The 24,607-nt window shown below is 67.5% G+C and carries 18 protein-coding genes; 5 read left to right on the forward strand and 13 right to left on the reverse strand.

Annotation, left to right across the window (positions count from 1 at the left end):
* The first annotated feature begins 47 nt into the window (after positions 1–47).
* Together ACZ5PO_RS38710 and ACZ5PO_RS38715 are read left to right on the forward strand one after the other, a co-directional pair.
* Positions 48–1,670, forward strand: coding sequence for a porin (locus ACZ5PO_RS38710; protein WP_464188594.1), 1,623 nt, complete (start codon positions 48–50; stop codon positions 1,668–1,670).
* A gap of 239 nt (positions 1,671–1,909) precedes the next feature.
* Positions 1,910–3,154, forward strand: coding sequence for an MFS transporter (locus tag ACZ5PO_RS38715; RefSeq protein WP_464188597.1), 1,245 nt, complete (start codon positions 1,910–1,912; stop codon positions 3,152–3,154).
* 174 nt (positions 3,155–3,328) lie between these two features.
* On the opposite strand, the gene ACZ5PO_RS38720 is transcribed toward ACZ5PO_RS38715, so the two are convergent.
* Positions 3,329–4,870, reverse strand: coding sequence for a porin (locus ACZ5PO_RS38720; protein ID WP_464188599.1), 1,542 nt, complete (start codon positions 4,868–4,870; stop codon positions 3,329–3,331).
* 448 nt (positions 4,871–5,318) lie between these two features.
* Here ACZ5PO_RS38720 and ACZ5PO_RS38725 point away from each other — a divergent pair, with 448 nt between their 5' ends.
* A complete protein-coding gene (locus ACZ5PO_RS38725) occupies positions 5,319–5,615 on the forward strand; it encodes a type II toxin-antitoxin system TacA family antitoxin (protein ID WP_464188601.1) in 297 nt (98 codons plus the stop codon).
* A gap of 116 nt (positions 5,616–5,731) precedes the next feature.
* Positions 5,732–6,127 (forward strand): GNAT family N-acetyltransferase, encoded by a 396-nt coding sequence (locus ACZ5PO_RS38730; RefSeq protein ID WP_464188603.1) that lies wholly within the window; start codon positions 5,732–5,734, stop codon positions 6,125–6,127.
* A 154-nt stretch (positions 6,128–6,281) separates the two neighbouring features.
* Here the strand turns inward: ACZ5PO_RS38730 and ACZ5PO_RS38735 are convergent, their stop codons facing one another.
* The 7 genes from ACZ5PO_RS38735 to ACZ5PO_RS38765 form a co-directional block, all read right to left on the reverse strand.
* Positions 6,282–6,560 carry a helix-turn-helix domain-containing protein gene (locus tag ACZ5PO_RS38735; RefSeq protein ID WP_464188606.1) on the reverse strand — a complete coding sequence of 93 codons (279 nt, stop codon included), beginning with the start codon at positions 6,558–6,560 and terminating at the stop codon, positions 6,282–6,284.
* A gap of 121 nt (positions 6,561–6,681) precedes the next feature.
* A complete protein-coding gene (locus ACZ5PO_RS38740) occupies positions 6,682–9,177 on the reverse strand; it encodes a heavy metal translocating P-type ATPase (RefSeq protein ID WP_464188608.1) in 2,496 nt (831 codons plus the stop codon).
* A gap of 106 nt (positions 9,178–9,283) precedes the next feature.
* Positions 9,284–12,535 carry an efflux RND transporter permease subunit gene (locus tag ACZ5PO_RS38745; protein ID WP_464188610.1) on the reverse strand — a complete coding sequence of 1,084 codons (3,252 nt, stop codon included), beginning with the start codon at positions 12,533–12,535 and terminating at the stop codon, positions 9,284–9,286.
* 15 nt (positions 12,536–12,550) lie between these two features.
* Entirely contained in the window at positions 12,551–13,873 is a 1,323-nt protein-coding gene (locus ACZ5PO_RS38750; RefSeq protein ID WP_464188612.1) for an efflux RND transporter periplasmic adaptor subunit, read from the reverse strand.
* A gap of 426 nt (positions 13,874–14,299) precedes the next feature.
* Complete coding sequence (locus ACZ5PO_RS38755; RefSeq protein ID WP_464188614.1) at positions 14,300–14,557, reverse strand: hypothetical protein; 258 nt, start codon at positions 14,555–14,557, stop codon at positions 14,300–14,302.
* Positions 14,558–14,653: 96 nt separating this feature from the next.
* The gene (locus ACZ5PO_RS38760; RefSeq protein WP_464188616.1) at positions 14,654–15,985 is read right to left on the reverse strand and encodes an ATP-binding protein; all 1,332 of its coding nucleotides are present in this window, start codon (positions 15,983–15,985) and stop codon (positions 14,654–14,656) included.
* A complete protein-coding gene (locus ACZ5PO_RS38765; RefSeq protein ID WP_464197226.1) occupies positions 15,982–16,728 on the reverse strand; it encodes a response regulator transcription factor in 747 nt (248 codons plus the stop codon). The genes ACZ5PO_RS38760 and ACZ5PO_RS38765 overlap by 4 nt, the downstream gene beginning before the upstream one ends.
* A 276-nt stretch (positions 16,729–17,004) precedes the next feature.
* Here ACZ5PO_RS38765 and ACZ5PO_RS38770 point away from each other — a divergent pair, with 276 nt between their 5' ends.
* Positions 17,005–19,185, forward strand: a complete 2,181-nt coding sequence (locus ACZ5PO_RS38770; RefSeq protein WP_464188619.1) for a sensor histidine kinase — start codon at positions 17,005–17,007, stop codon at positions 19,183–19,185.
* Positions 19,186–19,329: 144 nt separating this feature from the next.
* On the opposite strand, the gene ACZ5PO_RS38775 is transcribed toward ACZ5PO_RS38770, so the two are convergent.
* The 5 genes from ACZ5PO_RS38775 to ACZ5PO_RS38795 all read right to left on the reverse strand — a co-directional run bounded on the left by ACZ5PO_RS38775 (position 19,330) and on the right by ACZ5PO_RS38795 (position 24,551).
* The gene (locus ACZ5PO_RS38775; protein ID WP_464188621.1) at positions 19,330–20,118 is read right to left on the reverse strand and encodes an SDR family oxidoreductase; all 789 of its coding nucleotides are present in this window, start codon (positions 20,116–20,118) and stop codon (positions 19,330–19,332) included.
* Positions 20,119–20,170: 52 nt separating this feature from the next.
* Entirely contained in the window at positions 20,171–21,310 is a 1,140-nt protein-coding gene (locus ACZ5PO_RS38780; RefSeq protein ID WP_464188623.1) for an acyl-CoA dehydrogenase family protein, read from the reverse strand.
* 119 nt (positions 21,311–21,429) lie between these two features.
* Positions 21,430–22,611 carry an acyl-CoA dehydrogenase family protein gene (locus tag ACZ5PO_RS38785; RefSeq protein WP_464188625.1) on the reverse strand — a complete coding sequence of 394 codons (1,182 nt, stop codon included), beginning with the start codon at positions 22,609–22,611 and terminating at the stop codon, positions 21,430–21,432.
* A gap of 53 nt (positions 22,612–22,664) precedes the next feature.
* Complete coding sequence (locus ACZ5PO_RS38790) at positions 22,665–23,663, reverse strand: NADPH:quinone oxidoreductase family protein (RefSeq protein WP_464188627.1); 999 nt, start codon at positions 23,661–23,663, stop codon at positions 22,665–22,667.
* Between the two features lie 117 nt (positions 23,664–23,780).
* The gene (locus tag ACZ5PO_RS38795; protein WP_464188629.1) at positions 23,781–24,551 is read right to left on the reverse strand and encodes an SDR family oxidoreductase; all 771 of its coding nucleotides are present in this window, start codon (positions 24,549–24,551) and stop codon (positions 23,781–23,783) included.
* Positions 24,552–24,607 lie beyond the last annotated feature (56 nt).

The raw sequence follows: 24,607 nt of genomic DNA on the forward strand, positions 1-24,607 counted from the left end.
CGCTACCGTTATATACATATGGATATAGCGAAATTGCGGGGGCGATCTTGAATACGCTGAAGGGTATTGCGCTCGGCTCGGCGGCGAGCCTGTCGATGCTGACGGGGGCCGAAGCAGCGGACTTGCCGATGACGAAAGCTGCGCCAGTTGAGTACGTGCGGGTCTGCACCGCCTATGGGCCTGGCTTCTTCTACATCCCCGGCACCGATACCTGCATCAAGATCGGCGGCCGCGCCCGCTTCGAGTACCAGTACAGCGCGCCGCTGAAGAACATCGGTTCGGACGTGTCGAGCTATCGCGGCCTCGGCCGCCTGCAGGTCGACGCCCGCACCGCCTCCGAATGGGGTGTGGTGCGCACCTTCGTGCGCTTCGAGATCGCCAGCCGCACCGGCGGCTGGCCGCTGCGCTCCGGCACCACCGAGCGGACGGCGCAGGCCTTCTACGCCACCGGCATCGACACCTTCGGCCGTGCCCAGAAGTACGTCGAGGCCGACAAGGCCTTCATCCAGTTCGCCGGCCTCACGGCCGGTCGCTTCAGCTCGTTCTACGATTTCTACGGCCACGAACTGGAGCTGATCGGCAACTCCTCCAGCTCCGAGGTGCAGAGCACCAACGGCCTCGCCTACACCGCCAAGCTCGGCGGCGGCTTCACCGCCACCCTGTCGATCGAGGATCCGACGGCCCGGCGCCAGCCGATCTACACCGCCGGCGGCATCTATCCCAACAACCCCACGGCCAACTCGACCCTGCCGAGCAGCCTGCGCAACCTGCCCTACAACGGCACCACCTTCCCCGGCGGCGTCGGCCTGACCTTCGACCCGGTGACCGGGCTGCCGACCTCGTACGCCTCTATCGACATCGCCCAGCGCAACAGCGTGCCCGACTTCGTGGGCGTGCTGCGCTACGACGGCGGCTGGGGCTCGGCCCAGCTGTCGGCCGCCACGCACCAGATCAGCCTGGGCTCGTTCGTCCAGAACAGCATCTCCGGCGTCCGCGCCACCCAGCGCCCCGACGCCGCCTACGGCTACGCGGTCCAGGGTGGCGTGAAGGTCAAGCTGGACATGATCTCGCCCGGCGACCAGTTGTGGCTGCAGGCGGCCATCGGCAAGGGCGCCCTGTCCTACACGGGCATCCTGACCCCTTGCAGCGGCCAGAACCGCACCTGCATCAGCTGGGGTCGCTTCTCCACCGACACCTTCGACGGCTACGTCGACGCCTATGGCGACATCAAGCTCACCCAGAGCTGGTCGGTGCTGGCCTCGTACCTGCACTACTGGACCCCGACCGTCCGGCAGGCGGTGTTCGCCAGCTATGCCGGCGTCGACTACGGCAAGGGTGCTCGCGGCCCGCTGGGTCCGCTCTATGCCGGCCTCGGCGGCTCGCTGATTCCCGCCAACCTGAACTTCACCCCGGCGCAGGCCGTCGCTTACGCCTACTCGCCGGCCCTGAAGGACTACAACCTCTTCTACGTCGGCACCAATGTGGTCTGGTCCCCGGTCAAGGACCTCGATATCGGCGCCGAGGTGAGCTACGCCCAGAACACCCCGTCGAGCCGCGTGGTCGACCAGAACAAGCCGGTCACCTACACGATCAACGGCGTGCCGACGCCGAAGACCACCAGCATGGATTACGTCTGGGAGACGCGCCTGCGCGTCCAGCGCGACTTCTGATCCCAAACTCGCTGACCCCAAGACTCGCTGACCCCAAGCCTGCGTCGCGGCTTGGGCCAACGAGCTGAACGCGAAAAGGCCCCGGTTCGCCGGGGCCTTTCTGATGTTCAGCCCCCGGGCGGCGCGGGCGCCGCATCGCCGGCATGTGCCGGGCGCGGGGCCGCATGCCTGAGAATGCGTCGTGCGAGCTAGGAGTCCTCGGCAACTGGAGCTATGCACGGTGGGTGACGGAAGCGCCCATGCGTGCGCCTGCCCAGGGCGCCAAGACCTTCTACGGCTGGTACATCGTCGGCGCTATGGTGCTCGTCCTGGCGACGACGGGCGGCTTGGCGTTCTACAATCTATCGGTGCTGCTGGAGGCCTTCGTCGCCGAGCGGCGCTTCCCGGTGGCAGCCGCGAGCGGCGCCACTGCCGCCTTCTTCATTTCGTCGGGCCTGGCCGGACTGGTCGCCGGGCGCCTTCTCGACCGCATCGACGGCCGCATCATCATCGTCACCAGCGCCGTGCTTAGCGCGCTGGCGCTGTCGGCGATCGGCCTGGTCGAGAAACTGTGGCACCTCTACGCCTTCCACATCATCTTCGGCCTCGCCTACGGCGGCTGCGGCCTGGTGCCGGCCATGACCATCCTGGCGCGCTGGTTCGACCGGAGGCGGGCGCTCGCCCTCTCGATCGCGATGACCGGGTTGTCCCTCGGCGGGGCGCTCATCACCCCGGTGACCGCCTGGGCGATCCGGCAGGTGGGGCTGGCGGGCGCCGGGCCTTGGCTCGGGGCAACGTTCTTTCTCGGCGTGGTGCCGGCCACGCTCCTGCTGCTGTATCCGACGCCCGAATCGAAGGGCCTCACCCCGGACGGGGACGTCCGGCCGGCGACCCAGTCCGGCCCATCGCTGCGCGGCGGCACGCCCTACGAAGAGGCAAGGCGCAGCCGCTTCTTCATCGCCGTGTCCATCGCCTACGTCTTCACCATGGCCGCGCAGGTCGGCGCGCTGGCCCATCTGTTCCGGCTGGTCACGACGCGCAACGGTCCGGACATCGCGGCGCTCGGCGTTTCGGTTCTCGCCCTGGCCAGCATTACCGGACGGCTGAGCGGCGGCTGGATTCTGCTCAAGGTCAAGAGCCGCAGCTATGCGCTGTTCTGGATGGTCTTCCATGCCGCGGCGCTGATGATCCTCGCCTTCGCACAGAATCCGGTGCTGATGCTGATCGCGATCGCGCTCCTCGGCCTGCCCGTCGGCAACCTGCTGATGATGCAGCCGCTGCTGCTCGCCGAGGCCTTCGGCACGCGTGACTATGGCCGCATCTATGCGACCGGTCAGTTGATCTCGGTGCTGGGCGTCGCCGCCGGGCCGCTGATCGTCGGCCTGCTGTACGACGCCAGCGGCGGCTATCTGGTGCCCTATCTCCTCGCGGGCGTGCTCGGCTGGTGCGGCGTCGCGACCCTCTTCGCCTCCGGCCCGACACCGCGGCCCATGATCCAACATTGAACCACGATCATGAGTCGCTGGCGGGCGGATCCGGGACCGCCGCCGTGCGCCGCCCCGATCGCGCCGCCATCGGCCTTGTTGAGCTCGATGGTGTTCTGTTCGGCCCGCCGGCGCGCGTTGGCGCGCCGGCACATCGCTCCTCTTTTGACCGTGTGACGGGTCAGCTGAAATCGATCAAAAGTCGCGCTGAATGCGCAGGCGCGTTTCCCAGATGTAGTCCATGCTGGTCGTCTTGGGATAGGTCACGCCGTTGATCGTGTAGGAGATCGGCTTGTTCGTATCTATGACGCGACCCGACGTGTTCTTCTGGGCGTAGAGCACCTCGGCGCCGATATCGAGCCCCTTGACCGGCGACCACACCAGATTGGAGCCGACGACGAAGAGATTGTAGTCCTTCAGGGCCGGCGAGTAGGCATAGGCGACGGCCTGCGACGGGGTGAAGTTCAGGTTGGCAGGGATGAGCGTGCCGCCGAGGCCGGCGTAGAGCGGACCTTGCGCGCTGCGGGCGCCGCTGCCGTAGCTGACCCCGGCGTAGCTGCCGAAGATGGCCTGGCGAACGGACGGCGTCCAATAGTGGAGGTACGACGCCATGACCGACCAGCTGTCCGTCAGCTTGATGTCGCCGTAAGCGTTGATGTAGCCGTCGAACGTGTCGAGGTTCATCCGGCCCCAGCTCTGGCAGGTGCGATTCGCGCCGCTGCACAGGGCGGTAATGCCGGTGTAGGACATGGCGCCTTTTGCAAACGCCGCTTGCAGCCAGAGCTGATCGCCGGGCGCGATCATGTCCAGCTTGACCTTCACGCCACCCTGGACCGCGTAGCCGTAGGCGGCGTCGGGGCGCTGGGTGGCGCGGACGCCGGAGATGCTGTTCTGGACGAACGAGCCCAGGCTGATCTGGTGCGTGGCGGCCGACAGCTGGGCCGAGCCCCAGCCGCCGTCGTAGCGCAGCACGCCCACGAAGTCGGGCAGCTGGTTGCGCTGGGCGATGTCGAGATAGGAGTAGGACGTCGGCAGCCCGGTCACCGGATCGAAGGTCAGGCCGACACCGCCGGGGAAGGTGGTGCCGTTGTAGGGCAGATTGCGCAGGCTGCTCGGCAGGGTCGAGTTGGCCGTGGGGTTGTTGGGATAGATGCCGCCGGCGGTGTAGATCGGCTGCCGCCGGAAGGTCGGGTCTTCCGCCGCCAGCGTCGCCGAGAAGCCGCCGCCGAGCTTGGCGGTGTAGGCAAGGCCGTTGGTGCTCTGCACCTCGGAGCTGGCGGTTTGGCCGATGAACTCCAGTTCGTGGCCGTAGAAGTCATAGAACGAGCTGAAGCGGCCGGCGGTGAGACCGGCGAACTGGATGAAGGCCTTGTCGGCCTCGACATACTTCTGGGCGCGGCCGAAGGTGTCGATGCCGGTGGCTGAGAACGCCTGCGCCTGGCGCTCGGCAGTGCCGGAGCGCAGCGGCCAGCCGCCGGTGCGGCTGGCGATCTCGAAGCGCACGAAGGTGCGCACCACACCCCATTCGGAGGCGGTGCGGGCGTCGACCTGCAGGCGGCCGAGGCCGCGATAGCCCGACGCGTCGGAGCCGACGTTCTTCAGCGGCGCCGTGTACTGGTATTCGAAGCGGGCGCGGCCGCCGACCCGGATGCAGGTATCGGTGCCGGGGATGTAGAAGAACCCTGGTCCATAGGCGGTGCAGACCCGCACGTATTCCACGGGCGCAGCCTTTGTCATGGGCAAGTCTGCAGCGTTCGCGCCTGCTGTCATTGATAGGCTTGCCGCTGTTCCAAGCAGAATTGCTCTCGCGTATGTCACCGTGATCCCCGTGCGTTGTTGAAAGCGCCGCAAGCTAGGCGCGCATGACGATTTTGGTCAACACGATCATCGCGTCAAAATCGGCCAAATAAGCTACATGTTGAATAAATATCACACAAATCGATCGATACACAACTACATATCGACACAAAGTATGAGATATAGCACTGAAATATCAGGAACATTTCTGTCACCAATTCGCTACATATCCAACGTATGTGCAATATATACATATATATTGTATATATGCATATATACTATGCCAATTTGATATTTGTGTAGATATGAGCTATAGAAGCGCCCCGACTTGATAGATTTTTCGTTGTACACCGGTTATCGGCTCGCCGAGCCTTGAGAGGCTTATTGTATGGTCACGCCCGATGAGCTCCCCATAACACGTACCCGCGAAACTAATCTGAATCTCCGCACGACCAATGAGGAGCGCGAACTTATCACGAGAGCTGCTCAAGTGGCTGGCAAGACCGTTACATCGTTTGTGATTGAAAGTGCCAGCAGAGAGGCTGTGAACGTGCTATTGGATCAACGACTATTTACTGCGCAAAGCGTTCAATTCGAGAGATTCATCGATGCTCTCGACAAACCACCGCCTGCGGGCCCGCGGCTGAAGAGGCTGATGAGACGCGCGCCGAGATGGGACGAGTAAGCCACACCGCGCCAGGGCTCATATGCTCGGTGCCCGTCCCCATCAACGAACATCACGACACCTCTCGTTTTGACTGCGGGAAGCCATTTCTAAATGAATGGCTACGAACAAAAGCCATGTCCAACATGGGCGGCAGCACTCGGACGTATGTCGTTACCTCAGGCCACCGTGTCGTCGGCTACTATACGCTCTCGACAGGGGCCGTAAGGCACATTCATTTGAGATCCAAGCTTGCTCACCGATCCCCGGAGCAAGTTCCCGTCCTGCTGATAGCACGCCTTGCGGTCTGCGAGACCTCCAGGAGAAACGGGCTTGGATCGGACCTGCTGGCCTATGCGTTGGTACAGTTGGCAGCCGCATCGAGGCTCACGAATGCTCGCGGCATCCTGGTGCAGGCCACTGACGACGATGCCCAGAATTTCTACCTTCGGCGTGCCGAATTCGTGGAATTCCCGCCGGATCCGCGGATCCTGGCCCTCTCCACCGACACGATCATCGACGGCGTGTCCTAGAGCGCTTTACGATTGGGTGGACTCACCCAATCGCAGAAAAGCGCTCCAGTTTCAAAAGGTTCTGAGCATTTCTCTGCCATTGGATGAGTCCACCCAATCGCAAAGCGCTCTGAGCGATCCAACCGCGCAAGAGCAATCGAAGGCGATAATCCTTTCACCTCAAGCGACGCGGCTTGGGGACATGTTCCGTCCCAGGCAGCATGAGGCGAACGCCCACACCTCCCCCGTTCTCGTCAATGATCTCGACGCCCAAGCGACCGAACGCCGACCGGATCGCTTTCAACGTCGATCGATGAGGCTTTCGCAGCCCACGCTCGAAATCGATCAGCGTCCGGAGAGATACGCCGGCTGCTCGCGCCACTGCATCCTGACTGCGGCCCAGAAGCACACGAGCGGCTCTACACTGCACTGGCGTCAATTCGAGATCCTTCATCTGGGCATGCACTCGTATTGTATGGCCCTGCCGCGCACGGGAGGCGTTTGGGCGCCCTCCCTCGGAGCCTCGCGGCGCCTGGAACAAGTCGCATGGAGGGCGCACGACAGGTCCCTGCGAATCATACGCGGTCGCGGTAGGCGAGCAGGCGCAGCGCGTTGAAGACGACGATCAACGTCGAGCCTTCATGCACCGCGACCGCAGGCCCGATGCCCAAGCCCAGGATCGTGGCCGGCACCAGCAACGCGACCACGCCGAGGCTGACGAACACGTTCTGGAGGATGATCGAGCGGGTACTCCGGCTGAGGCCTACGGCGAAAGGCAAATGCCTCAAATCATCCGCCATGAGTGCGACATCTGCGGTCTCCAGCGCGACGTCGGAGCCCGCCGCGCCCATGGCGATGCCGACCGTGGCGTTGGCCATGGCGGGGGCGTCGTTCACGCCGTCGCCAACCATGGCGACCTTGTCCTGGTCCCGCAGCGTCCTGATCGCCGCCACCTTGTCCTCGGGCATCAGGTCGCCCCAGGCCTCGTCGAGGCCGACGTCCCTGGCGATCGCGTCGGCCACCTTCTGGTGATCGCCGGAGATCATGGTCATGCGCGTGATGCCGAGCCCGCGCAGTCGCTGGAGCGCTTCGCGCGCCGCTGCGCGCGGCGTGTCCATCAAGCCGATGGCGCCGAGATCCTGCTGGCCGCGGCGCACCACCATCGTCGTCCGGCCGCCCTCACGCAGTGTCTCGATCGCCGTCGCGGTTGCCTGCCCCAGCGGCGCGATGCCGTCGGTGCCGAACATCTCGGCCTTGCCGATCCAGACCGTCTCGCCGGCGAGCGTCGCGGTCACGCCGCGCCCGGTCAGGCTCTGGAGGTCGCTAGCCTCGGCAACGTCGCCGCCGCCCAGCCGCTGGCGGCCGTCGCGTGCGATGGCCGCGGCCAGCGGATGATCGCTGAGCGCTTCCACGGCGACGGCCACGGCGAGCAATTCCTGCTCGGTCACCCCTTCGGCCGGCACGACATCGGTGATGCGCGGACGGCCTTCCGTCAGCGTGCCCGTCTTGTCGAAGGCAATGGCGCTCAACGAGCCCAGATTCTCGAGCGGCGCGCCGCCTTTGACCAGCACGCCGCCGCGCGCTGCCCGCGCCACGCCGGACAGCACGGCGCTTGGGGTCGCGATGGCGAGCGCACAGGGGCTGGCCGCCACCAGCACCGCCATGGCGCGGTAGAAGCTGGCGCTGAACGGCTCGTCGACCACCACCCAGGCGAACAGCATCACGACGGCAAGCGCCAGCACGGCGGGCACGAAAAGGCGCTCGAACCTGTCGGTGAAGCGCTGCGTCGGGGATTTCTGGGTCTCGGCCTCGCTCACCATCTTCACGACCTTGGCGAGCGCGGAGTCGATGGAGAGGCGCGTCACCTCCACCTCGATCGCACCGGCGCCGTTGATGGTCCCGGCAAAGACGCGCGAGGCGGCATCGACCGCATCAGGCCTGGCGCGCGCGCCCGTCACGTCCGCGACCGGGCGCTTGTCGACGGGAATGCTCTCGCCGGTGACCGGCGCCTGATTGATGCTGGATGCACCCTTCACCAGAAAGCCGTCGGCAGACAGCCGCTCGTTGGGGCGCACGACGACGATGTCGCCGATGCGCAGCTCTTCGACCGGCACCTCCCTGGTCTCGCCGTCACGGCGCACCGTGGCGGTGCGCGGGGCGAGCTCCGCCAGGGCCGCAATGGCCTGGCGGGCGCGGCCCATCGCGTAGTGCTCCAGAGCGTGGCCGAGGCTGAACAGGAAGAGGAGCAGAGCGCCTTCCGCCCAGGCGCCGAGGGATGCAGCGCCGGCGGCGGCGACCAGCATCAGCGTGTCGATCTCGAACGTCCTGAGGCGGAGGTTGTCGATCGCCTCGCGCACCGTGTAGAAGCCGCCGAAGACATACGCCGTGATGAAGCACGCCGTCGGCAGCCAGCCGGGCGCTGCCGCGAACAATTGTTCGATGGCGACGCCGATCGCCAGCATCCCACCGCAGGCAAGCGAGAAGATCAACTCGGTGTTGGGTCCGAGGATGCCGCCATGGGCGTGGTCGTGATCCTCGTCCTCGCCGACGTGCCCGGGCTCGCGGCTGACGCGGTCGCGGGAGCCATGGTCGTCTTTCGCCACCGCTCGCGGCTCGGCAACGGCCTCGACCGACGTGATGCCCATCTGGGAGAGCGCATCGCGGATCGCCCGCTCGGACCCACGCGCGCGATCGAACTCCACGCGCACCAGCCCGGCGGCGCTGGCCTCGGCTTCCAGGACGCCCGGCAGTGCCCGGAGGCGCCCGGCGACCGCGCGTGCGCGGCGTTCATGGGTGATCCGATCGACCTGCCACAGCGCATGTCCGAAGCGCTCGGTGAGCCCGGCCCCGGCGCTTACGGCGAGCGCACGGATGCGCGCGAGCGACACGACCGCGGGATCGTAGTGAACGCACAATTGTGCCGGCTCGCCGGCGCCGGCGGCGGCGACATGGACCTCGCCGATGCCGTCGCGGCCGCGCAGCTCGGTGATCAGCCGCGCCACGCAGCCATCGGCCGCGTCGGCGACCTCCGGCAGCAGGATCGGAATGTCCAGGCGGAGCTTTTCGGTCAATCTTGAAACTCCTCGTTTGATCGAAACCCACTCCCGAGCATCGGATCGGGCTGATGAGGCGGCTCCGCCTGCTCGTCGAAGCCTGCATCACCGTAAGCCCGGGCGTCTATTCGGCTGCCCCGAGCGAGCGGGGTGCCGCCTCCAACCGGCGGGCGACCGGCTTCGAGACCTCGGCCTTGCCGAACCGCACGTAGAGAGCGGGCAGCACCAGGAGGGTCAGCAGCGTTGCGCTGATCAGGCCGCCGATGACGACGGTCGCCAGTGGCCGCTGCACCTCGGCGCCCGTCGCCGTCGCCAGGGCCATCGGCACGAAGCCGAGCGAGGCCACCAGGGCGGTCATCGCCACCGGCCTCAACCTGGTCATGGCGCCCTCGAAGATCGCCTCCCGTTTGGATCTGCCTTCGGCGAGGAGCTGCTTGATGAAGGTCAGCATGACGAGGCCGTTGAGCACCGCCACGCCCGAGAGCGCGATGAAGCCGACGGCGGCCGGGACCGACATCGGCATGTCGCGCAGCCACAGCGCGGCGATGCCGCCGGTCAGCGCCAGCGGCACCGCGCTGAACACGAGCAGCGCGTCCCGCGGCGAGCCGAGGGCGGAGTAGAGCAGCAAGAAGATCAGGAAGAAGCAGACCGGCACCACGATCATGAGCCGCTGGCGGGCGGATGCGAGGTTCTCGAACTGCCCACCCCAGGAGAGGAAGTAGCCGGGCGGCAGCTTCACCTGCTCCGCCGTCTTGGCCTGGGCCTCGGCGACCAGGGAGCCGATATCGCGGCCGCCGCGGACGTTGGCGGTGACGACCACGCGCCGCCTGCCGTTCTCCCGGCTGATCTGGTTGGGGCCCTCCGCTACCACGAAGCTCGCCACCTGCTTCAGCGGCACGGAGGCGGCACGTCCGCTGGGCCCGGGCGGCAGGGGGACGGGGATATTCTCGAGCTCCTCGCGGCTCTCGCGCACCTGGTCGTTCAGGCGTACGACGATCGGGAACCGTCGATCACCCTCGAACACGACGCCGGCCTCCCGGCCGCCGATGGCCGCCCCGATGACCTCCTGGATCGCCGCCGTGCTCAGCCCCAGCCGCGCCGCCTCGACCTTGTTGAGCTTGATCTCCAGGAAAGGCAGGCCCGAGGTCTGCTCGACCTTGACGTCTTCCGCCCCCTCGATGCCGCGAAGGATCGCGGCGACCTGGTTGGCGGCCTTCAGCATGGGCTCGAATTCGTCGCCGAACACCTTCACGGCGAGGTCGCCGCGCGATCCCGCGATGAGCTCGTTGAAGCGCAGCTGGATCGGCTGAGAGAACTCGAAGACGTTGCCGGAGAGCTTCGAGACGGTGGCTTCGATCTGCTCCTGCAGGTCGGCCTTGGTCAGCTTGGGGTCCGGCCACTCCTCCTGCGGCTTGAGGATAACGAAGGTGTCGGACGCGTTGGGAGGCATCGGGTCGGACGCAACCTCGGCCGTGCCGGTCTTGGAGAAGACGTGGGCGACCTGCGGGAACTTGGCGATCGCCTGCTCGACCTTGAGCTGCATCGTCGTCGACTGGGACAGCGATGTGGAGGGGATGCGCAGCGCGTTCATCGCGATGTTCTTTTCGTCCAGCGTCGGAATGAACTCCGCCCCGAGGCGGGTGGACAGCCAGCCGGCCCCGACGAGGAGGAGGATCGCCGCAAGGATGAAGCTCACGGGCGAGGTGACGGCGCGCGTCAGGGCCGGCCGGTAAGCGGCCTTGAGGGCGCGCACGAACAGGTTGTCCTTCTCGTCCACGCGCCCCGTGATGACGATGGCGATGGCCGCCGGCACGAAGGTCAGCGACAGGATGAAGGCAGCCGCCAGCGCGATGATGACGGTCAGCGCCATCGGCTGGAACATCTTGCCCTCGACGCCCGTGAAGGTGAGGAGCGGCACGTAGACCAGGATGATGATGGCCTGTCCGTAGAGCGATGGCTTGATCATCTCCTCGGCGGAGGCTCTGACCGTCCACAGCCGCTCCTCGTCGTCCAGTCTTCGCCCGAGCTCCTGCTGCTTCTCCGCCAGGTGGCGAAGCGAGTTCTCGGCGATGATGACGGCACCGTCGACGATGAGGCCGAAATCGAGGGCGCCGAGGCTCATCAGGTTGGCGGAGATCTGCGCCTCCACCATGCCGGTCATGGTCATCAGCATGGCCAGGGGGATGACCATCGCGGTGATGATCGCCGCACGGATATTCCCGAGGAGGAGGAAGAGGATCAGGATGACGAGGGCCGCGCCCTCGATCAGATTCTTGGCCACCGTCTTCACCGTCGCCTCGACGAGGCGGGTGCGGTCGAGCAACGTCTGGACTTCGATGCCGGGCGGCAGCGACTTGCGGATCTCGTTCATCTTGGCGTCGACCGCCGCCGCGACGGTGCGGCTGTTCGAGCCGATCAGCATCAGGGCGGTGCCGATGACCGCCTCCTTGCCGTTCTCGCTGGCCGCGCCGGTCCGCAGGTCCCGCCCGATGCGGACCTCGGCCACATCCTTGACGCGCACCGGCACGCCGCCCCTCGTCGCGACGACGACGTTGCCGATCTCGTCCATGCTCTCCAGGCGCCCGGGCGAGCGCACGACGTAACCTTCGCCGTTGTCCTCGAGATAGCGGGCGCCCTGATTGGCATTGTTGGCTTCGAGCGCACGGGCGATGTCGCCGAACGACAGGTCGAGGGAGGCCAGCGTCGCCGGGTTGGGCTGGACGTGGTATTGCTTCTCGTAGCCGCCGATGGTGTCGACGCTGGCGATGCCGGGTACGGTGCGGATCTGCGGATTGATGATCCAGTCCTCGATCGTGCGCAGATAGGCCGTCTGCTCGAGCCCGGTGCGCAGCAGCTGCCCCTCCGGCGTCAGGTAGCTGCCGTTCGACTGCCAGCCCGGCTGCCCGTCCTCGCCCTTGGCGTCAGGGTCACGGCCGGCGTAGCGCACCGACCACATGTAGATCTCGCCCAGGCCCGTCGAGATCGGGCCCATATGCGGCTCGACACCCGGCGGCATCGATGCCTTGGCGTTCTGCAGCCGCTCGGCGACCTGCTGGCGTGCGAAATAGATGTCGAGCTTCTCGTCGAAGACCGCCGTGACCTGCGAGAAGCCGTTGCGCGACAGCGAGCGCGTGTACTCGAGCCCCTTGATGCCCGCGAGCGCCATCTCGATCGGATAGGTGACCTGCTTCTCGATGTCGAAGGGCGAGAGGGAGGGCGCGAGCGTATTGATCTGCACCTGGTTGTTGGTGATGTCCGGGACCGCGTCGATGGGCAACCTGGTCAGCGCATAGAGGCCGAAGGCGGCCGCCAGCAGCGACAGGAGCAGAACAAGCCAACGCTGTTCCACCGAGAAGGCGATGACGCGCGAGATCATGTCGGTGCCACCCGCTCAGTGTGCATGCTCGGCTTCGCTCTTGCCGAGCTCGGCCTTGAGCAGGAAGGTGTTGGCCACCGCGATCTCTTCCCCGGGCTTCAGTCCGGCGGCAACCTCGACGGTGCCGTCATCGGCCTTGCCCGGTTGGACCTCCCGCATCTCGAAGCCCGTATCGGTGCGGACGAAGGCGACCTTCTTGCCCCCGACGGTCTGGAGCGCCTGCCTGGGCACGCGCGCCTTCACCCTGTCCGTGCCGGTTTGTACTTCGGCGGTGACGAAGGTCCCCGGGCGCCAGGCGAAATCCGGGTTGGGCAGCGCCACGATCACGCGGGCCGAGCGGGTTTCGGCGTTCAGGAGCGGGCTGACGAAAACGACCTTGCCTTCCGCGCGCCTGCCCTCGTCGTCGCCCTGGCTCGGGGTGACGACGACGCGTGCGCCCTCCTTGACCTTGCCGAGATCCGCCGTCGGCACCGCGAGCTCGACCCAGACGGTCGACAGGTCGGCGACGGTGTAGATGTCGGGCGGATCGCCTTCCTTGCCGACCGCGGTCCCGACGTCGACCTTCCGCTCGACGATTCGCCCGGAGAGCGGCGAGCGCAGCTCATACTGGCGCAGGGTGGACGTGTTCGGCGTCGCCTCGTCCTGCTTTGCCAGCCTCGCCACCGTGTTGGCATCGAGCCCGAGCGCCGACAGCTTCTGCCGCGCCAGGTCCTGACGCAGCTTGGCTTCGAAGTAGACCGCCCTGGCGTTGAGGAGGGTGGACTCCGCCGCGATGCGCTTGTCCCAGAGCGCCTGCTGGCGATCGAAGTTCGTCTTTTCCAGGTCGGCCTTCACCGACGCCGTCAGGTATTCGCTCTTGGCATCGGCGACCTCGCGGCTGTCGAGCACGGCGACGATCTCGCCCTTCTCGACACGATCCCCGAGGCGCTTGCGCATGTCGGCGACCGTGCCGACGACCCGTGCCGGCACCCGCGCGATCCGGTCGGCATCCGGCGTGACGGTGCCCGGCACCTGGATATGCCGGTCGATGGCCCCCCCTTCCACGCGGGCAACCACGATCCCCTCGCTGGCCACCTGCTCGGCGGTCATCTTGATATGTCCTTCCTCGCCTTCTGCCTCCGAGTGGGCGTGGCCGCCGTCGGGTGCGGGCGCCGCCCCATGCCCGCCGGTTGCGGCGCCGGTGCCCGTCTCCGCGCTCGTCGGCCCGGGCGTGTCCGCCACGGGGGATCCCACGGCGGCGGGGGCAGGAGCTTTGGCGGAGGAGGCGTGCGCCCAGGCATTGTCAGCCGACGCGGCGGCAACGGTGACCACCAGGAAAAGAACAATGAGGAATCGCATGGAATCGAACTCACGCAGGCAACGGACCCCGAGCGCTCGGGGCGTCGCGACGGCGGCCTGGTCGTGGGGATGACGGGGCGCGGCCCCGCGCGACCGGGGCCAAGCGGTTGCCCGCTCCGGCTGGAGGTCCGGAGCGGGCAAGTCACGGTGCGAAGGGGGCCGTAATCGCACCGCGAAGGGCGGTGAGTGCGATGACCGCTGACGGCTATCCGAGCCCGAAGCCGATGGCGGCCGCTAGAGCATTTCGCCATTGGATGGACCCATCCAATGGCAGAGAAATGCTCATAGTGTTTTGAATCTGGAGCGCTTTTTTGCGATCGGGTGAGTCCACCCAATCGCAAAGCGCTCTAGCACGACGAAGATGAAGAGGAGCGGCAGTGTCGGCATCGGCCAGCCCGCGAAAGCGGCGTCGATCCGCTCATGGGCTCACAGCTTCTTGCCGAGGCTGTGGCCGTGAGCATGACCATCGTTCTCGTAATGGGCGGGCTTGCCGTCGCGGCCGACCTCCTGCGCTTCCCGGACGCGTGGGTCGTTGCGATGCAGCGGCCCGCCGGCAATGTCCCCATCGTTGGGAACCTCGAGGGTGGGGGTCGAGGTGTTGCCGTGCCCGTCGTTGGCCAGCGCCGGAGCGGCCGTCGCGGCGAGCATGCTGGCGGCAAGTGCGACGGCGAATGTTCGCTTCATCAATCCGGCTCCTGCGCTTGGCGGCCGACGGCCGCGTCGGAGCACGAGATATCGAAGCTGTTTGTCGCGTGGACGCCGCGTTTGTGACGAAGTGTGTCAGCCGGTGGCCGTGCCGGCGCGGGGCAGCGAAAACTCCGCCCGCAGCCCGCCCCCCGGCCGGTTGGCCAGGCCGAGCGTGCCGCCTTCCGCCTCGATGGCCCGGCGGGCGATGGTCAGCCCGAGGCCGGTGCCCCCCGTGCCGCGGTTGCGCGAGGCGTCGAGGCGCACGAACGGCTCGAAGACGCGATCGATATCTGCGGGCGCGATGCCCGCGCCGCCGTCGTCCACCCTGATCATCAACATGGAACCGCAAATCTCGAGCGAAAGACGCGCCCTCGCGCCGTAGCGGACCGCATTGTCGACCAGGTTCTCCACGGCTCGCCGCAGGGCCACCGGCCGCACCGTGGCCAGCGCACGGTCAGGCCCCCTGTAGGCCGCGTCCTTGCCGTCATCGGCGGCTGCATCTGCCACGCTCATGAGGAGACTGGCGACGTTGGTGACGCGGCGCGGCTCGGGATCGGCGTCGCCGCGCAGATAGGCCAACGTCGAATCGACCATTGTCTGCATGTCGTCGAGGTCGCCGACCAGTGCTCTGCGCTGCTCCTCGTCCGTCAGGCTGTCGAGCTGGAGCCGCAGGCGCGCCAGCGGCGTGCGCAGGTCGTGAGAGACGGCTGCCAGGGCCTGCGTGCGCTCGACGACCAGGCGCTGGATGCGCTCCTGCATCGCGTTGAGCGAGCGCCCGATGTTGCGCGTCTCGTCGGGACCGATCTCGGGGACGGGCACCATGTCGCTGCGTCCGATCCGATCGGTGGCGAGATTGAGTTCGCGCAGTGGCCCCGCAATGCGATGCATCAGCACGACCGCGGCAAGCCCGACGAGCATGGTCATCAACGTCGACAGGAGCGCCCATGGCACCAGCAGGGCGAGGCTCGGCGCGTGAGCGGACCGGAACGTCAGAAAGCTGCCGTCCGGTAGGGGAAGGGCGCCGCGCAGGTCCTGCTGGTGCAGCGGATCGGCCGGCCCTTCCATGGAGAGAGCGAGCCCGACGCCGAGGCCTGGCTCGAGGGCCAGGACGCGGCTGCGCAAGGCCCACAACGCCGGGTCGCCGCGCTCACGGAGGGGGGATGTGTTGGCCCAACTGATTTCGAAATGTGGCGACGACAGCGCCCGCGCCTCGGCGCCGCGCTCGGCGGGGGCGCGCCGCAGCACGGCTTCCCGGGCGAGAACGAGCTGCGTCGCGACCTGATGGGCGAACGCCTCGTCGGAGGCCGCTACGGCCGACTGGCGGTACAGCAGCAACGCGCCGGCATGGATGACGAGGACGGCCAGCAGGAGAACCGCAACGGTACGGCCTTCCAAGCTGCGCGCCAGGATGGCCAGGCGTTTCATGCCCGCTCGACCTTGGCGGCCAGCATATAGCCGGAGCCGCGCACCGTCTTGATCACGGCAGGCGACCCTTCCGGCGGCTCGAGCTTCCGCCGCAGGCGGCTGACGAGGGTGTCGACGCTACGGTCGGATGGCGATCCCATCCGCGCACGGCTCATCTCGAGGATCTGCTCCCGGCCAAGCACGCGCCCGGGATGTTCGAGGAAGACCAGGAGGAGGTCATACTCCGCGCCGGACAAGTCAACGCTGGCTCCCTCCGGGTCGAGCAGCGTGCGGGCGCGCAGCTCCAGCCGCCAGCCCGAGAAGGTCAACACCTCGGAGCGCGATGCGGCGCCGGGCTGGGGCGCGATAAAGGCGCGCCGCAGCACGGCCCGGATGCGCGCCAGCAGCTCCGGGCGGCCGAAGGGCTTTGCGATGTAGTCGTCGGCGCCCAGCTCGAGACCGAGCACCCGATCGGCTTCCTCGTTGCGTGCGCTGAGCATGATGACGGGAACCGTGCTCGTCGTCCGAATCGCCCTCAGCAGCTCGAGCCCCGACGCTCCCGGCAACATCACGTCGAGTAGGACGAGGTCGACCCCCGCCTCGGGAAAGAGGCTCCACATCTCGGCGCCACTGCGACAACCCGTCACCCGGTAGCCGCTTTCGCGCAGCGCCCGGCTGACGAGCATACGCATGCCGTCGTCGTCCTCGACGAGGAGGACGTGCGCCTCGGGGGACTTGAGCGTCGCTGCATTGGCCCTATCCACGCAGGCTCCTTCCGCAAGCTGACCTGAGCGCCTCCGTCCGATCGACGGGAATCGACCGATCGGAGGGAAGCGCCTCAGCTTCAAGACATTTCGGCGTTTCGACCCGATCGCATGATCACATCGGACCGGACAATCCGCCAAGCCGCGGCGGGCCGGCCCGGTGTTGCCACGGGGCGCCTGGCGTCGCCTATGCTATGGCTGCGGACGCGAACTTGATCGGCCCAGCCGGACGGAGCCGGCTCGACCGGGACGCCCACCGGGTCACGAAGGTGCTGTGTGAACGAACCCCAGCCGGGTCCTTCTGCCGGACTTGATCGCCATAGCCCCCGGCGGTTCTCGCACCTGTGGGGTGCGCAACGGTCGCGCAAGAGCGCGTCGTTCCGGCGACGCGTCCTGCTGCTCGTCCTGGCACTCACGGCCCCGGCACTGGCCTTGGCGGCGGGCGGCTTCTATTCGGCCTACATCACCCAGCGGCGGGCCACCGAGACGCTGCTGACACGCACCACCCGTGCCCTGGCGCTCAGCGTCGACCGGGATCTGGCGGTCGCCGAGGCGTCGCTCAGGACGCTGGCGCTGTCGCGGCAACTCGTCGACGGCGATCTCCGCGCCTTTCACGATCTCGCCGCGAAGGCGGCTCCGCTGGAAGGCTCCTGGCTCGTCCTGTCCGATCCGGCAGGCACTCCGCTGCTCAGCTCCAAGCAACCTTTCGGCGAGGCCGTGCCGCCCGACCTGAGCGCAGGCGAGGCCGCCACCCTGGCCCGCACGCAGGCGACCGACCTAGCCTTCGGCCAGCTGTCGCCGACCCCGGGACTGTGGATCGTCAAGGTCCACCTTCCCGTCCTGGCGCACGGCAAGGTCGCCTATATCCTCTCCGCCCTCATTCCACCGCAGACGTTCGAACGGCTGATGGGCGAGCAGGGCCTCTATCAGAGCAGTTGGGTCGCCGCCGTCCTCGACGACACCGGCCGGGTGGTCATGCGCTCGCGCGGGGGCGAAGACTTCGTCGGCCAGCAGGCATCCGCCTCGCTCAGCCTCGCGCTCAAATCGGCGCCGGAGGGCGCGGTGAGCTCAACGACCCTGGATGGCGTGCCGGTACGGTCCTTCTTCAGCCGCACTCCCCGCTACGGCTGGTACTTCGTCGTCGGCTATCCGCTCTCCGAGCTGAGCGGCTCGCTGCTGCGGTCACTCGCCTGGTTCGGGGCCCTCGCCCTGGCGATCGGCCTCGGGCTCGCCTACGCGGCTGTCCTGCTGCACTCGCTCCTGGGATCCGTCCGTCGGCTGCAGGGGACGGCCGGCGCGCTGGGGACCGGCATGCAGGCGGTGCTCAAACCGACCGGCGTCGTCGAGTTCGACGCGGTCCAGCGGGCCTTCGCCGACACGGCCGGCCAGCTGCATATGCGCAATGCGGAGCGTGACCGCGTGCTCGGCCTGTTGCGCGAGAACGAGCAACGGCTCGAATTCGCCCTGGAGGCGGGAGAGCTCGGGACGTGGGCCTACGATCCCCGCCACGGCGTGCTGACGGGCTCGGACCGCGCGCGGGCCATCATCGGCCTGCCCGTCGATACCGGCCTGACGCTGGCGGACCTGATTGCCGTCGCCCACCCGGATGATCGCGACCGGCTGCAGGCGGCCATCGAGCGGGCCACGGTCTCGGGCCGCTCGTTCGCCATGGACTTGCGGGTGGTGTGGCCGGACCGGAGCGTGCACTGGGTCGACGTCAGAGGGCTGCCGGTGGCGCGTGGCGACGTGCCGCCGCTGCTGATCGGCATGGTGCAGAACATCACCGAGCGCAAGACCGCCGAGAACCGCCAGCAGCTGCTGGTCCGCGAGCTCAATCACCGCGTCAAGAATTCGCTCGCGACGGTGCAGTCCATCGCCCTGCTGACCAGACGCTCGGACGACAAGAGCGAGGACGTCTGGGACGCCTTCGAGCGACGGCTGATCGGGCTCGCCAAGACCCACGACCTGCTCACCGCGGAAAGCTGGAACGGCGCCTCGCTGGCCAGCGTCTTCGCCAACGAGCTCGACCCCTACCAGGACGTGAATCGCACGCGCGTCACCCTCAAGGGCGATCCGACGCGCCTCAACGCGCGGGCGACGCTGACCCTCGGCCTCTGCGTCCATGAGCTTGCGACCAACGCAGCGAAGTACGGCGCGCTCTCGGTGCCGGCAGGCCGCGTCGAGGTCTCCTGGCGCGAGGTCGAAGGCGAAGCGGGATCGACGCTGGTGATCGACTGGCGCGAAAGCGGCGGCCCCACGGTCGCCCCGCCGTCGCGGCAGGGCTTCGGCTCGAAGCTGCTGGAGCGCGGCTTGCGCCGCGAACTGGCGGCGGAGATCGCCCTGGACTATGCGGCGGACGGGCTGCGCTGCACCATCCGCCTGCCGCTCGCCCGGATCATAGCCGCATCGCCGCCGGTCGAGCAGCTCGGTCCCAAGGCCTTTCCCGATCGGGGGTGATCGGCTAGAGCATGATCCCAAAAAGTGGACGCCGGTTTTTGGATAAGATCATGCTCAAAACAAAGACTTAGAGCGGGATGATGATTCGAAGATAAATCATCCCGCTCTAGCGCCGGCGCGCAAGGCTCCGCAGGTGCGTATGCTTCAGGCGCTGCCGGCGAACGACCGTCTGAACTTGGCCATGCCGCCGATCCAGCGGTCGTAATTGTCGGTCTTCTTCTTCATATAGCCGGCGACTTGCGGGTGCGGCAGGATCAGGAAGGTCTCCTTGTCCAGCCCCTCAACCACGACCTCGGCCAGCTGGGCCGGCGTCAGCACGCCGTCGACGTGCTGCGGTCCTTCGCCGCCCGCGCGCAGCATCGGCGTGTCCACCGCCTGGGGCGCCAGCACCGACACGCGGATGCCCTGGTCGCGGTGGGTGATCGCCAGGATTTCGGCGAAGCCCACGGCCGCGTGCTTGGTGGTGGCATAGACGGCGCTGCCGATCTGCGACAGCAGGCCGGCGGCGGATGCCGTGTTGAGGAAGTAGCCGCCGCCGCGCGCCGCCATGCGCGGCACCAGCGCCCGCGCCGCGTAGACGTGCGCCATGACGTTGACGTCCCAGCTGCGCTGCCAGACGGCGTTGGCCGCGGCGCCGACGAAGTTCGGATCGGAGCCGGTGAAGTCGCCGATGCCGGCATTGGAGCAGAACAGGTCGATCGGCCCGTGCAGGGCCTCGGTCTTGTCGATGAGGCCGATGACCTCTTCCTCTTTGGACACGTCGCAGCCGAAGGCCGTGGCGCCGATGGCCTTGCCGACGCCCTCCACCTTGGGCTTGTCGATGTCGGCGATCACCACCGCCTTGGCGCCCTCCTTCAGGAAGCGCTCGGCGAGCGCGCGGCCGATGCCGTCGGCGCCGCCGGTGACCACGATGACCTTGTCCGCGATCTTCATCGCTCAGTCCTCTCGTTTCGAATCGCCGCTCCCGCCGGACGGCACGGCCGGGTCAATAGGCGTTGCGGCGGGCGAGCCGGTCGGCGTGGAAATTGGCGTCGCCGAACAGCTCCTGGCCGACGCGCGCGCGCTTCATGAACAAGCCGAGATCGAACTCGTCGGTCATGCCCATGCCGCCGTGCATCTGGACCGCCTCGCGGACCGCGAGGCCGGCGCTCGAGCCGGCGCGCGCCTTCGCCACGGAGACGATCTGACCGGCGCCGTCGACATTCTCATCGAGCACCTGCAGCGCCTTGAGCACGGCCGCCTTGGTGACCTCCAGCTCGCTGAACAGGTGCGCGGCGCGATGCTGCAGCCCCTGGAACTCGCCGATGAACTTGCCGAACTGCTTGCGTTCCTTGAGGTAGCCCATGGTGCGCGTGAACGCCTCTTCGCCGACGCCGACGAGCTCGGCCGCCACCACGGCGCGGCCGACGTTGAGCGTGGTCTCCAGCAGGCCGTAGCCGCCGTCGATCTCCCCGAGCACCGAATCGGCGTCGACCTCGACGTCGTCGAAATCGATGCGGGCGGCGTTGTGGCTGTCGACCATGACGGTCCGCTCGGTCGCCAGCCCCTTGGCGCCCGGCTTCACCAGGAACAGCGTGATGCCGTCAGGCGCGCCGGCGCTGCCTGCGGTGCGGGCCGCGACGATCAGGAGATCGGCGACGTGGCCGTCGAGCACGAAGGTCTTGGCACCCTTGAGCCGGAAGCCGTTGCCGGCGCGCGTGGCGGTGAGCGCGATCCTGGCCGGCCCGTGCTTGGGGCCCTCGTCCACGGCGAGCGTGGCGATCAGTTCGCCCGCCGCGATCTTCGGCAGATAGGCGCCCTTCTGCTCGTCGTTGCCGCCGCGGGCGAGCGCGGTCGCCGCGAGCACGGCCGTCGACAGGAACGGCGTCGGAGCGAGCGTGCGGCCGATCTCTTCGGCGACGATCCCGGCCTCGACGTGGCCGAGCCCCAGGCCGCCATGGGCCTCCGGCACCAGGATGCCGGCAAATCCCATTTCGGCGAACTGCTTCCACAGGTCGCGCGAGAAGCCCGTCTCGTCGCGGCCGTCGCGCAGCCGGCGCAGATAGGCGATCGGCGCCTGTTCACTGATGAAGCTGCGCGCGCTGTCGCGCAGCATGGCTTGTTCGTCATTCAGCACGAGCGGCATGATCGGGTCCCGACGAAGGGGTGAAGGGCTGGGCATGCCCCGATCGGATGCGATGATCCGAGCGGGTGGACATGCCCCACGTTCTCAAAGCCTGGGTGCGTCCGGGCAGAGGTGCTGCCTCAGGCGCCCGGCAGCTCCAGGATGCGCTTGGCCACGATGTTGAGCTGCACCTCCGAGGTGCCGCCCTCGATCGAGTTGGCCTTGGTGCGCAGCCACGCGCGCGCCGCCGCACCATGGTCGGACCGCTCGCTCTCCCACTCCAGGGCGTCGGAGCCGCCGGCCGACATCAGCACCTCGTGGCGGCGCTTGTTGAGCTCGGAGCCGTAATATTTGAGCACCGACGAATAGGCTGGGTGGATCTGCCGGCGCTTGGCGAGATCGCCCGCGCGCTCCATGGCCAGCTCGAAGGCGATCTCGTCGATCTCCAGGTTGGCGACCTCGCCCCGCAGCAGCGGGTCGGCCAGCTCGCCGCGATCGTCGAGGCCGACGCTGTCGGCGGCGACCTGATGCACCGGGCGGTGAGCCCGGCCGCCCATGCTGCTGATCGAGTTGCGCTCGTGCGTCAGCAAATACTTGGCGATCTCCCAGCCCTTGTTGAGGGTGCCGACGAGTTGCTCCTTGGGCACCTTCACGTCGTCGAAGAAGGTCTGGCAGAACGGCGACTTGCCGGAGATCAGCAGGATCGGCTTGGTCGAGACCCCGGGCGAGGCCATGTCGAAGAGCAGGAAGCTGATGCCTTCGTGCTTGGGCGCCGTCAGGTCGGTGCGGACCAGGCAGAAGATCCAATCGGCCTTGTCGGCGTAGCTCGTCCAGATCTTGGCGCCGTTGACGAGGTAGTGGTCGCCCTTGTCCTCGGCCTTGGTCTGCAGCGAGGCCAGGTCCGATCCGGACCCCGGCTCCGAATAGCCCTGGCACCAGCGGATCTCGCCCCGCACGATCTCGGGCAGGAAGCGGCGCTTCTGTTCGTCGCTGCCGTACTTCAGCAGCGCCGGCCCGAGCATCCAGATGCCGAAGGACGAGAGCGGCGAGCGGCAGCCGAGCGCCCGCATCTCGGCCGCCAGGATCTTGGCCTCCTCGCGCGAGAGCCCGCCGCCGCCGTATTCGGTCGGCCATTCCGGCGTGGTCCAGCCCTTGGCAGCCATCCGCTCGAGCCAGAGGCGCTGCCCGTCCGACTTGTAGCTCGGATGGCGGCCGCCCCAGACGACGTCGTCCTCGTCCTCCGTCGGCGTGCGCATGTCGGCGGGACAATTGGCTTCGAGCCAGGCCCGGGTCTCGGTGCGGAATTTGTCCAGATCGGCCATCGTCCCCTCCCTCCACGTCGTCTCATGGGCCGGGCGTGCCGCCCGGCCGGCCGTCAGTCCATCGTCACCACGACCTTGCCCATGGCCTTGCGGGCGGCGAGATGGGCGATGGCGTCGCCGGCCCTGGCCAGGGGAAAGCGCTCGGAGACGTGCGGCTTGACCAGTCCCTTCTTGTAGAAGTCCATCAGCTCGGCGATGCTTTCGCCGAAGCCCTTGTTGTTGCGCGCCACCCAGGCCCCCCAGAACACGCCGACGATCTGGCACGACTTGAGCAGCGTGAGATTGAGCGGAATGGCGGGGATGCCGGCGGGGAAGCCCACCACCAGGAAGCGGCCCTCCCAGCCGATCGCCCGAAGCGACGCCTCGGCATAGTCGCCGCCGACGCCGTCGTAGACCACGTCGGCGCCCTTTTCGCCGCATGCCTGCTTGAACAGGTCGGCCAGCGCCTTCTTGCCGTCCTTGTCGAACGGCCCGCGCGGATAGACGACGACGTCGTCGGCGCCGTGCTTCCTGACGAAGTCGGCCTTGTCCTGGGACGACACGCCGGCGATGACGCGGGCGCCCATGGCCTTGCCGAGCTCGACCGCCGCCAGGCCGACGCCGCCGGCCGCACCCAGCACCAGCAACGTCTCACCGGGCTTGAGCTCACCGCGCTCCTTGAGCGCGTAGTGCGAGGTGCCGTAGGTGAGGATGAAGGCGGAGGCCTCGTCGAACGGCATGCTGTCCGGCATGGGAATGCAGCGGAACTCGTCGACGACGACCTTCTCGGCCATGCCGCCATGGCCGGTCGAGCCGATGACGCGGTCGCCGACCTTGACCTTGGTTACGTTGTCGCCGACCGCCTCGACGATGCCGGCGACCTCGCCGCCCGGCGAGTAGGGACGCTCGGGCTTGAACTGGTACTTGTCGACGATCATCAGCGTGTCGGGATAGTTGACGCCGCACGCCTTGATGTTGAGCAGCACCTTGCCCGGGCCCGGCTTCGGATCGGCGACCTCCTCCAGAACGAGGGTCTCCGGTCCGCCGACCGCCTTGCTCAAGATCGCCTTCATGTGCGCCGCTCCGTATCCGTTCGCTATTGTTGGACCAGATCCCGTTCCGGACCTGCCGCGTCGTGGCCAGGTCGAGCCCGGCTACGACGTTGGAAGCTATGGGTGTCCCGCCATGCGCTAATTGATGGTCACGCCGCCGTCGATGACCATCACCTGGCCGGTCATGAAGTTGCCTGCAGGGGAAGCCAGGAACACCGCTGCGCCCGCGATCTCGTCCGGCGTGCCGATACGCTTGAGCGGCGCCGTCGATGTGCTGCGCTCCAGCGTGGCGGGATCGTCCCACAGCGCCTTGGCGAAATCGGTCTTGATCAGGCCGGGCGCGATGCAGTTGACGCGCACGTTGCTCGGCCCGAACTCGGCCGCCAGGTTGCGGGCCAGCTGCAGGTCGGCGGCCTTGGAAATGCAATAGGCGCCTATCACCGTCGAGGCGCGCAGGCCGCCGATGGACGACACGATGGTGATGGAGCCGTCCTTCCGCTCCAGCATCTGCGGCGCCACCATGCTGATCAGCCAATGGTTGGAGACGATGTTGTTGTCGAGGATCTTGCGGAACTGGTCGTCCTTGATGCCGGCCATCGGCCCGTAATAGGGGTTCGATGCCGCGTTGCAGACGAGGCTGTCGACCCGGCCCCATTTGGCCATGGTGGTGTCGACGAGGCGCTGCAGATCCTCCTTCTCGGAGATGTTGGCCGGCGCCACGATGGCACGCTCCTCGCCGTGCCGGTCGTTGATGACCTTGGCCACCTCCTCGCAGGGCCCTGCCTTGCGCGACGAGATGACGACCTTGGCGCCATGCTCCGCCATGCGCTCGGCGATCGCCCGGCCGATGCCGCGGGACGAACCGGTGACGATCGCAACCTTGCCTGTCAGATCGAACAGTGTGGACATCGCGCTGATTCCCTCGCCTGCGTTGCTTCTTGCGTACATCGGCGACGGCAGTGGCC

Source organism: Chelatococcus sp. KU-N122 (assembly GCF_055391085.1).

Bases quoted from the DNA above. Each gene is read 5' to 3' on its own strand.
- ACZ5PO_RS38715 (WP_464188597.1), top strand. From the start codon at position 1,910: ATGCGTGCGCCTGCCCAGGGCGCCAAGACCTTCTACGGCTGGTACATC.
- ACZ5PO_RS38720 (WP_464188599.1), bottom strand. From the start codon at position 4,870: ATGACAAAGGCTGCGCCCGTGGAATACGTGCGGGTCTGCACCGCCTAT.
- ACZ5PO_RS38725 (WP_464188601.1), top strand. From the start codon at position 5,319: ATGGTCACGCCCGATGAGCTCCCCATAACACGTACCCGCGAAACTAAT.
- ACZ5PO_RS38730 (WP_464188603.1), top strand. From the start codon at position 5,732: ATGTCCAACATGGGCGGCAGCACTCGGACGTATGTCGTTACCTCAGGC.
- ACZ5PO_RS38735 (WP_464188606.1), bottom strand. From the start codon at position 6,560: ATGAAGGATCTCGAATTGACGCCAGTGCAGTGTAGAGCCGCTCGTGTG.
- ACZ5PO_RS38745 (WP_464188610.1), bottom strand. From the start codon at position 12,535: ATGATCTCGCGCGTCATCGCCTTCTCGGTGGAACAGCGTTGGCTTGTT.
- ACZ5PO_RS38750 (WP_464188612.1), bottom strand. From the start codon at position 13,873: ATGCGATTCCTCATTGTTCTTTTCCTGGTGGTCACCGTTGCCGCCGCG.
- ACZ5PO_RS38755 (WP_464188614.1), bottom strand. From the start codon at position 14,557: ATGAAGCGAACATTCGCCGTCGCACTTGCCGCCAGCATGCTCGCCGCG.
- ACZ5PO_RS38760 (WP_464188616.1), bottom strand. From the start codon at position 15,985: ATGAAACGCCTGGCCATCCTGGCGCGCAGCTTGGAAGGCCGTACCGTT.
- ACZ5PO_RS38775 (WP_464188621.1), bottom strand. From the start codon at position 20,118: ATGAAGATCGCGGACAAGGTCATCGTGGTCACCGGCGGCGCCGACGGC.
- ACZ5PO_RS38780 (WP_464188623.1), bottom strand. From the start codon at position 21,310: ATGCCGCTCGTGCTGAATGACGAACAAGCCATGCTGCGCGACAGCGCG.
- ACZ5PO_RS38785 (WP_464188625.1), bottom strand. From the start codon at position 22,611: ATGGCCGATCTGGACAAATTCCGCACCGAGACCCGGGCCTGGCTCGAA.
- ACZ5PO_RS38790 (WP_464188627.1), bottom strand. From the start codon at position 23,663: ATGAAGGCGATCTTGAGCAAGGCGGTCGGCGGACCGGAGACCCTCGTT.
- ACZ5PO_RS38795 (WP_464188629.1), bottom strand. From the start codon at position 24,551: ATGTCCACACTGTTCGATCTGACAGGCAAGGTTGCGATCGTCACCGGT.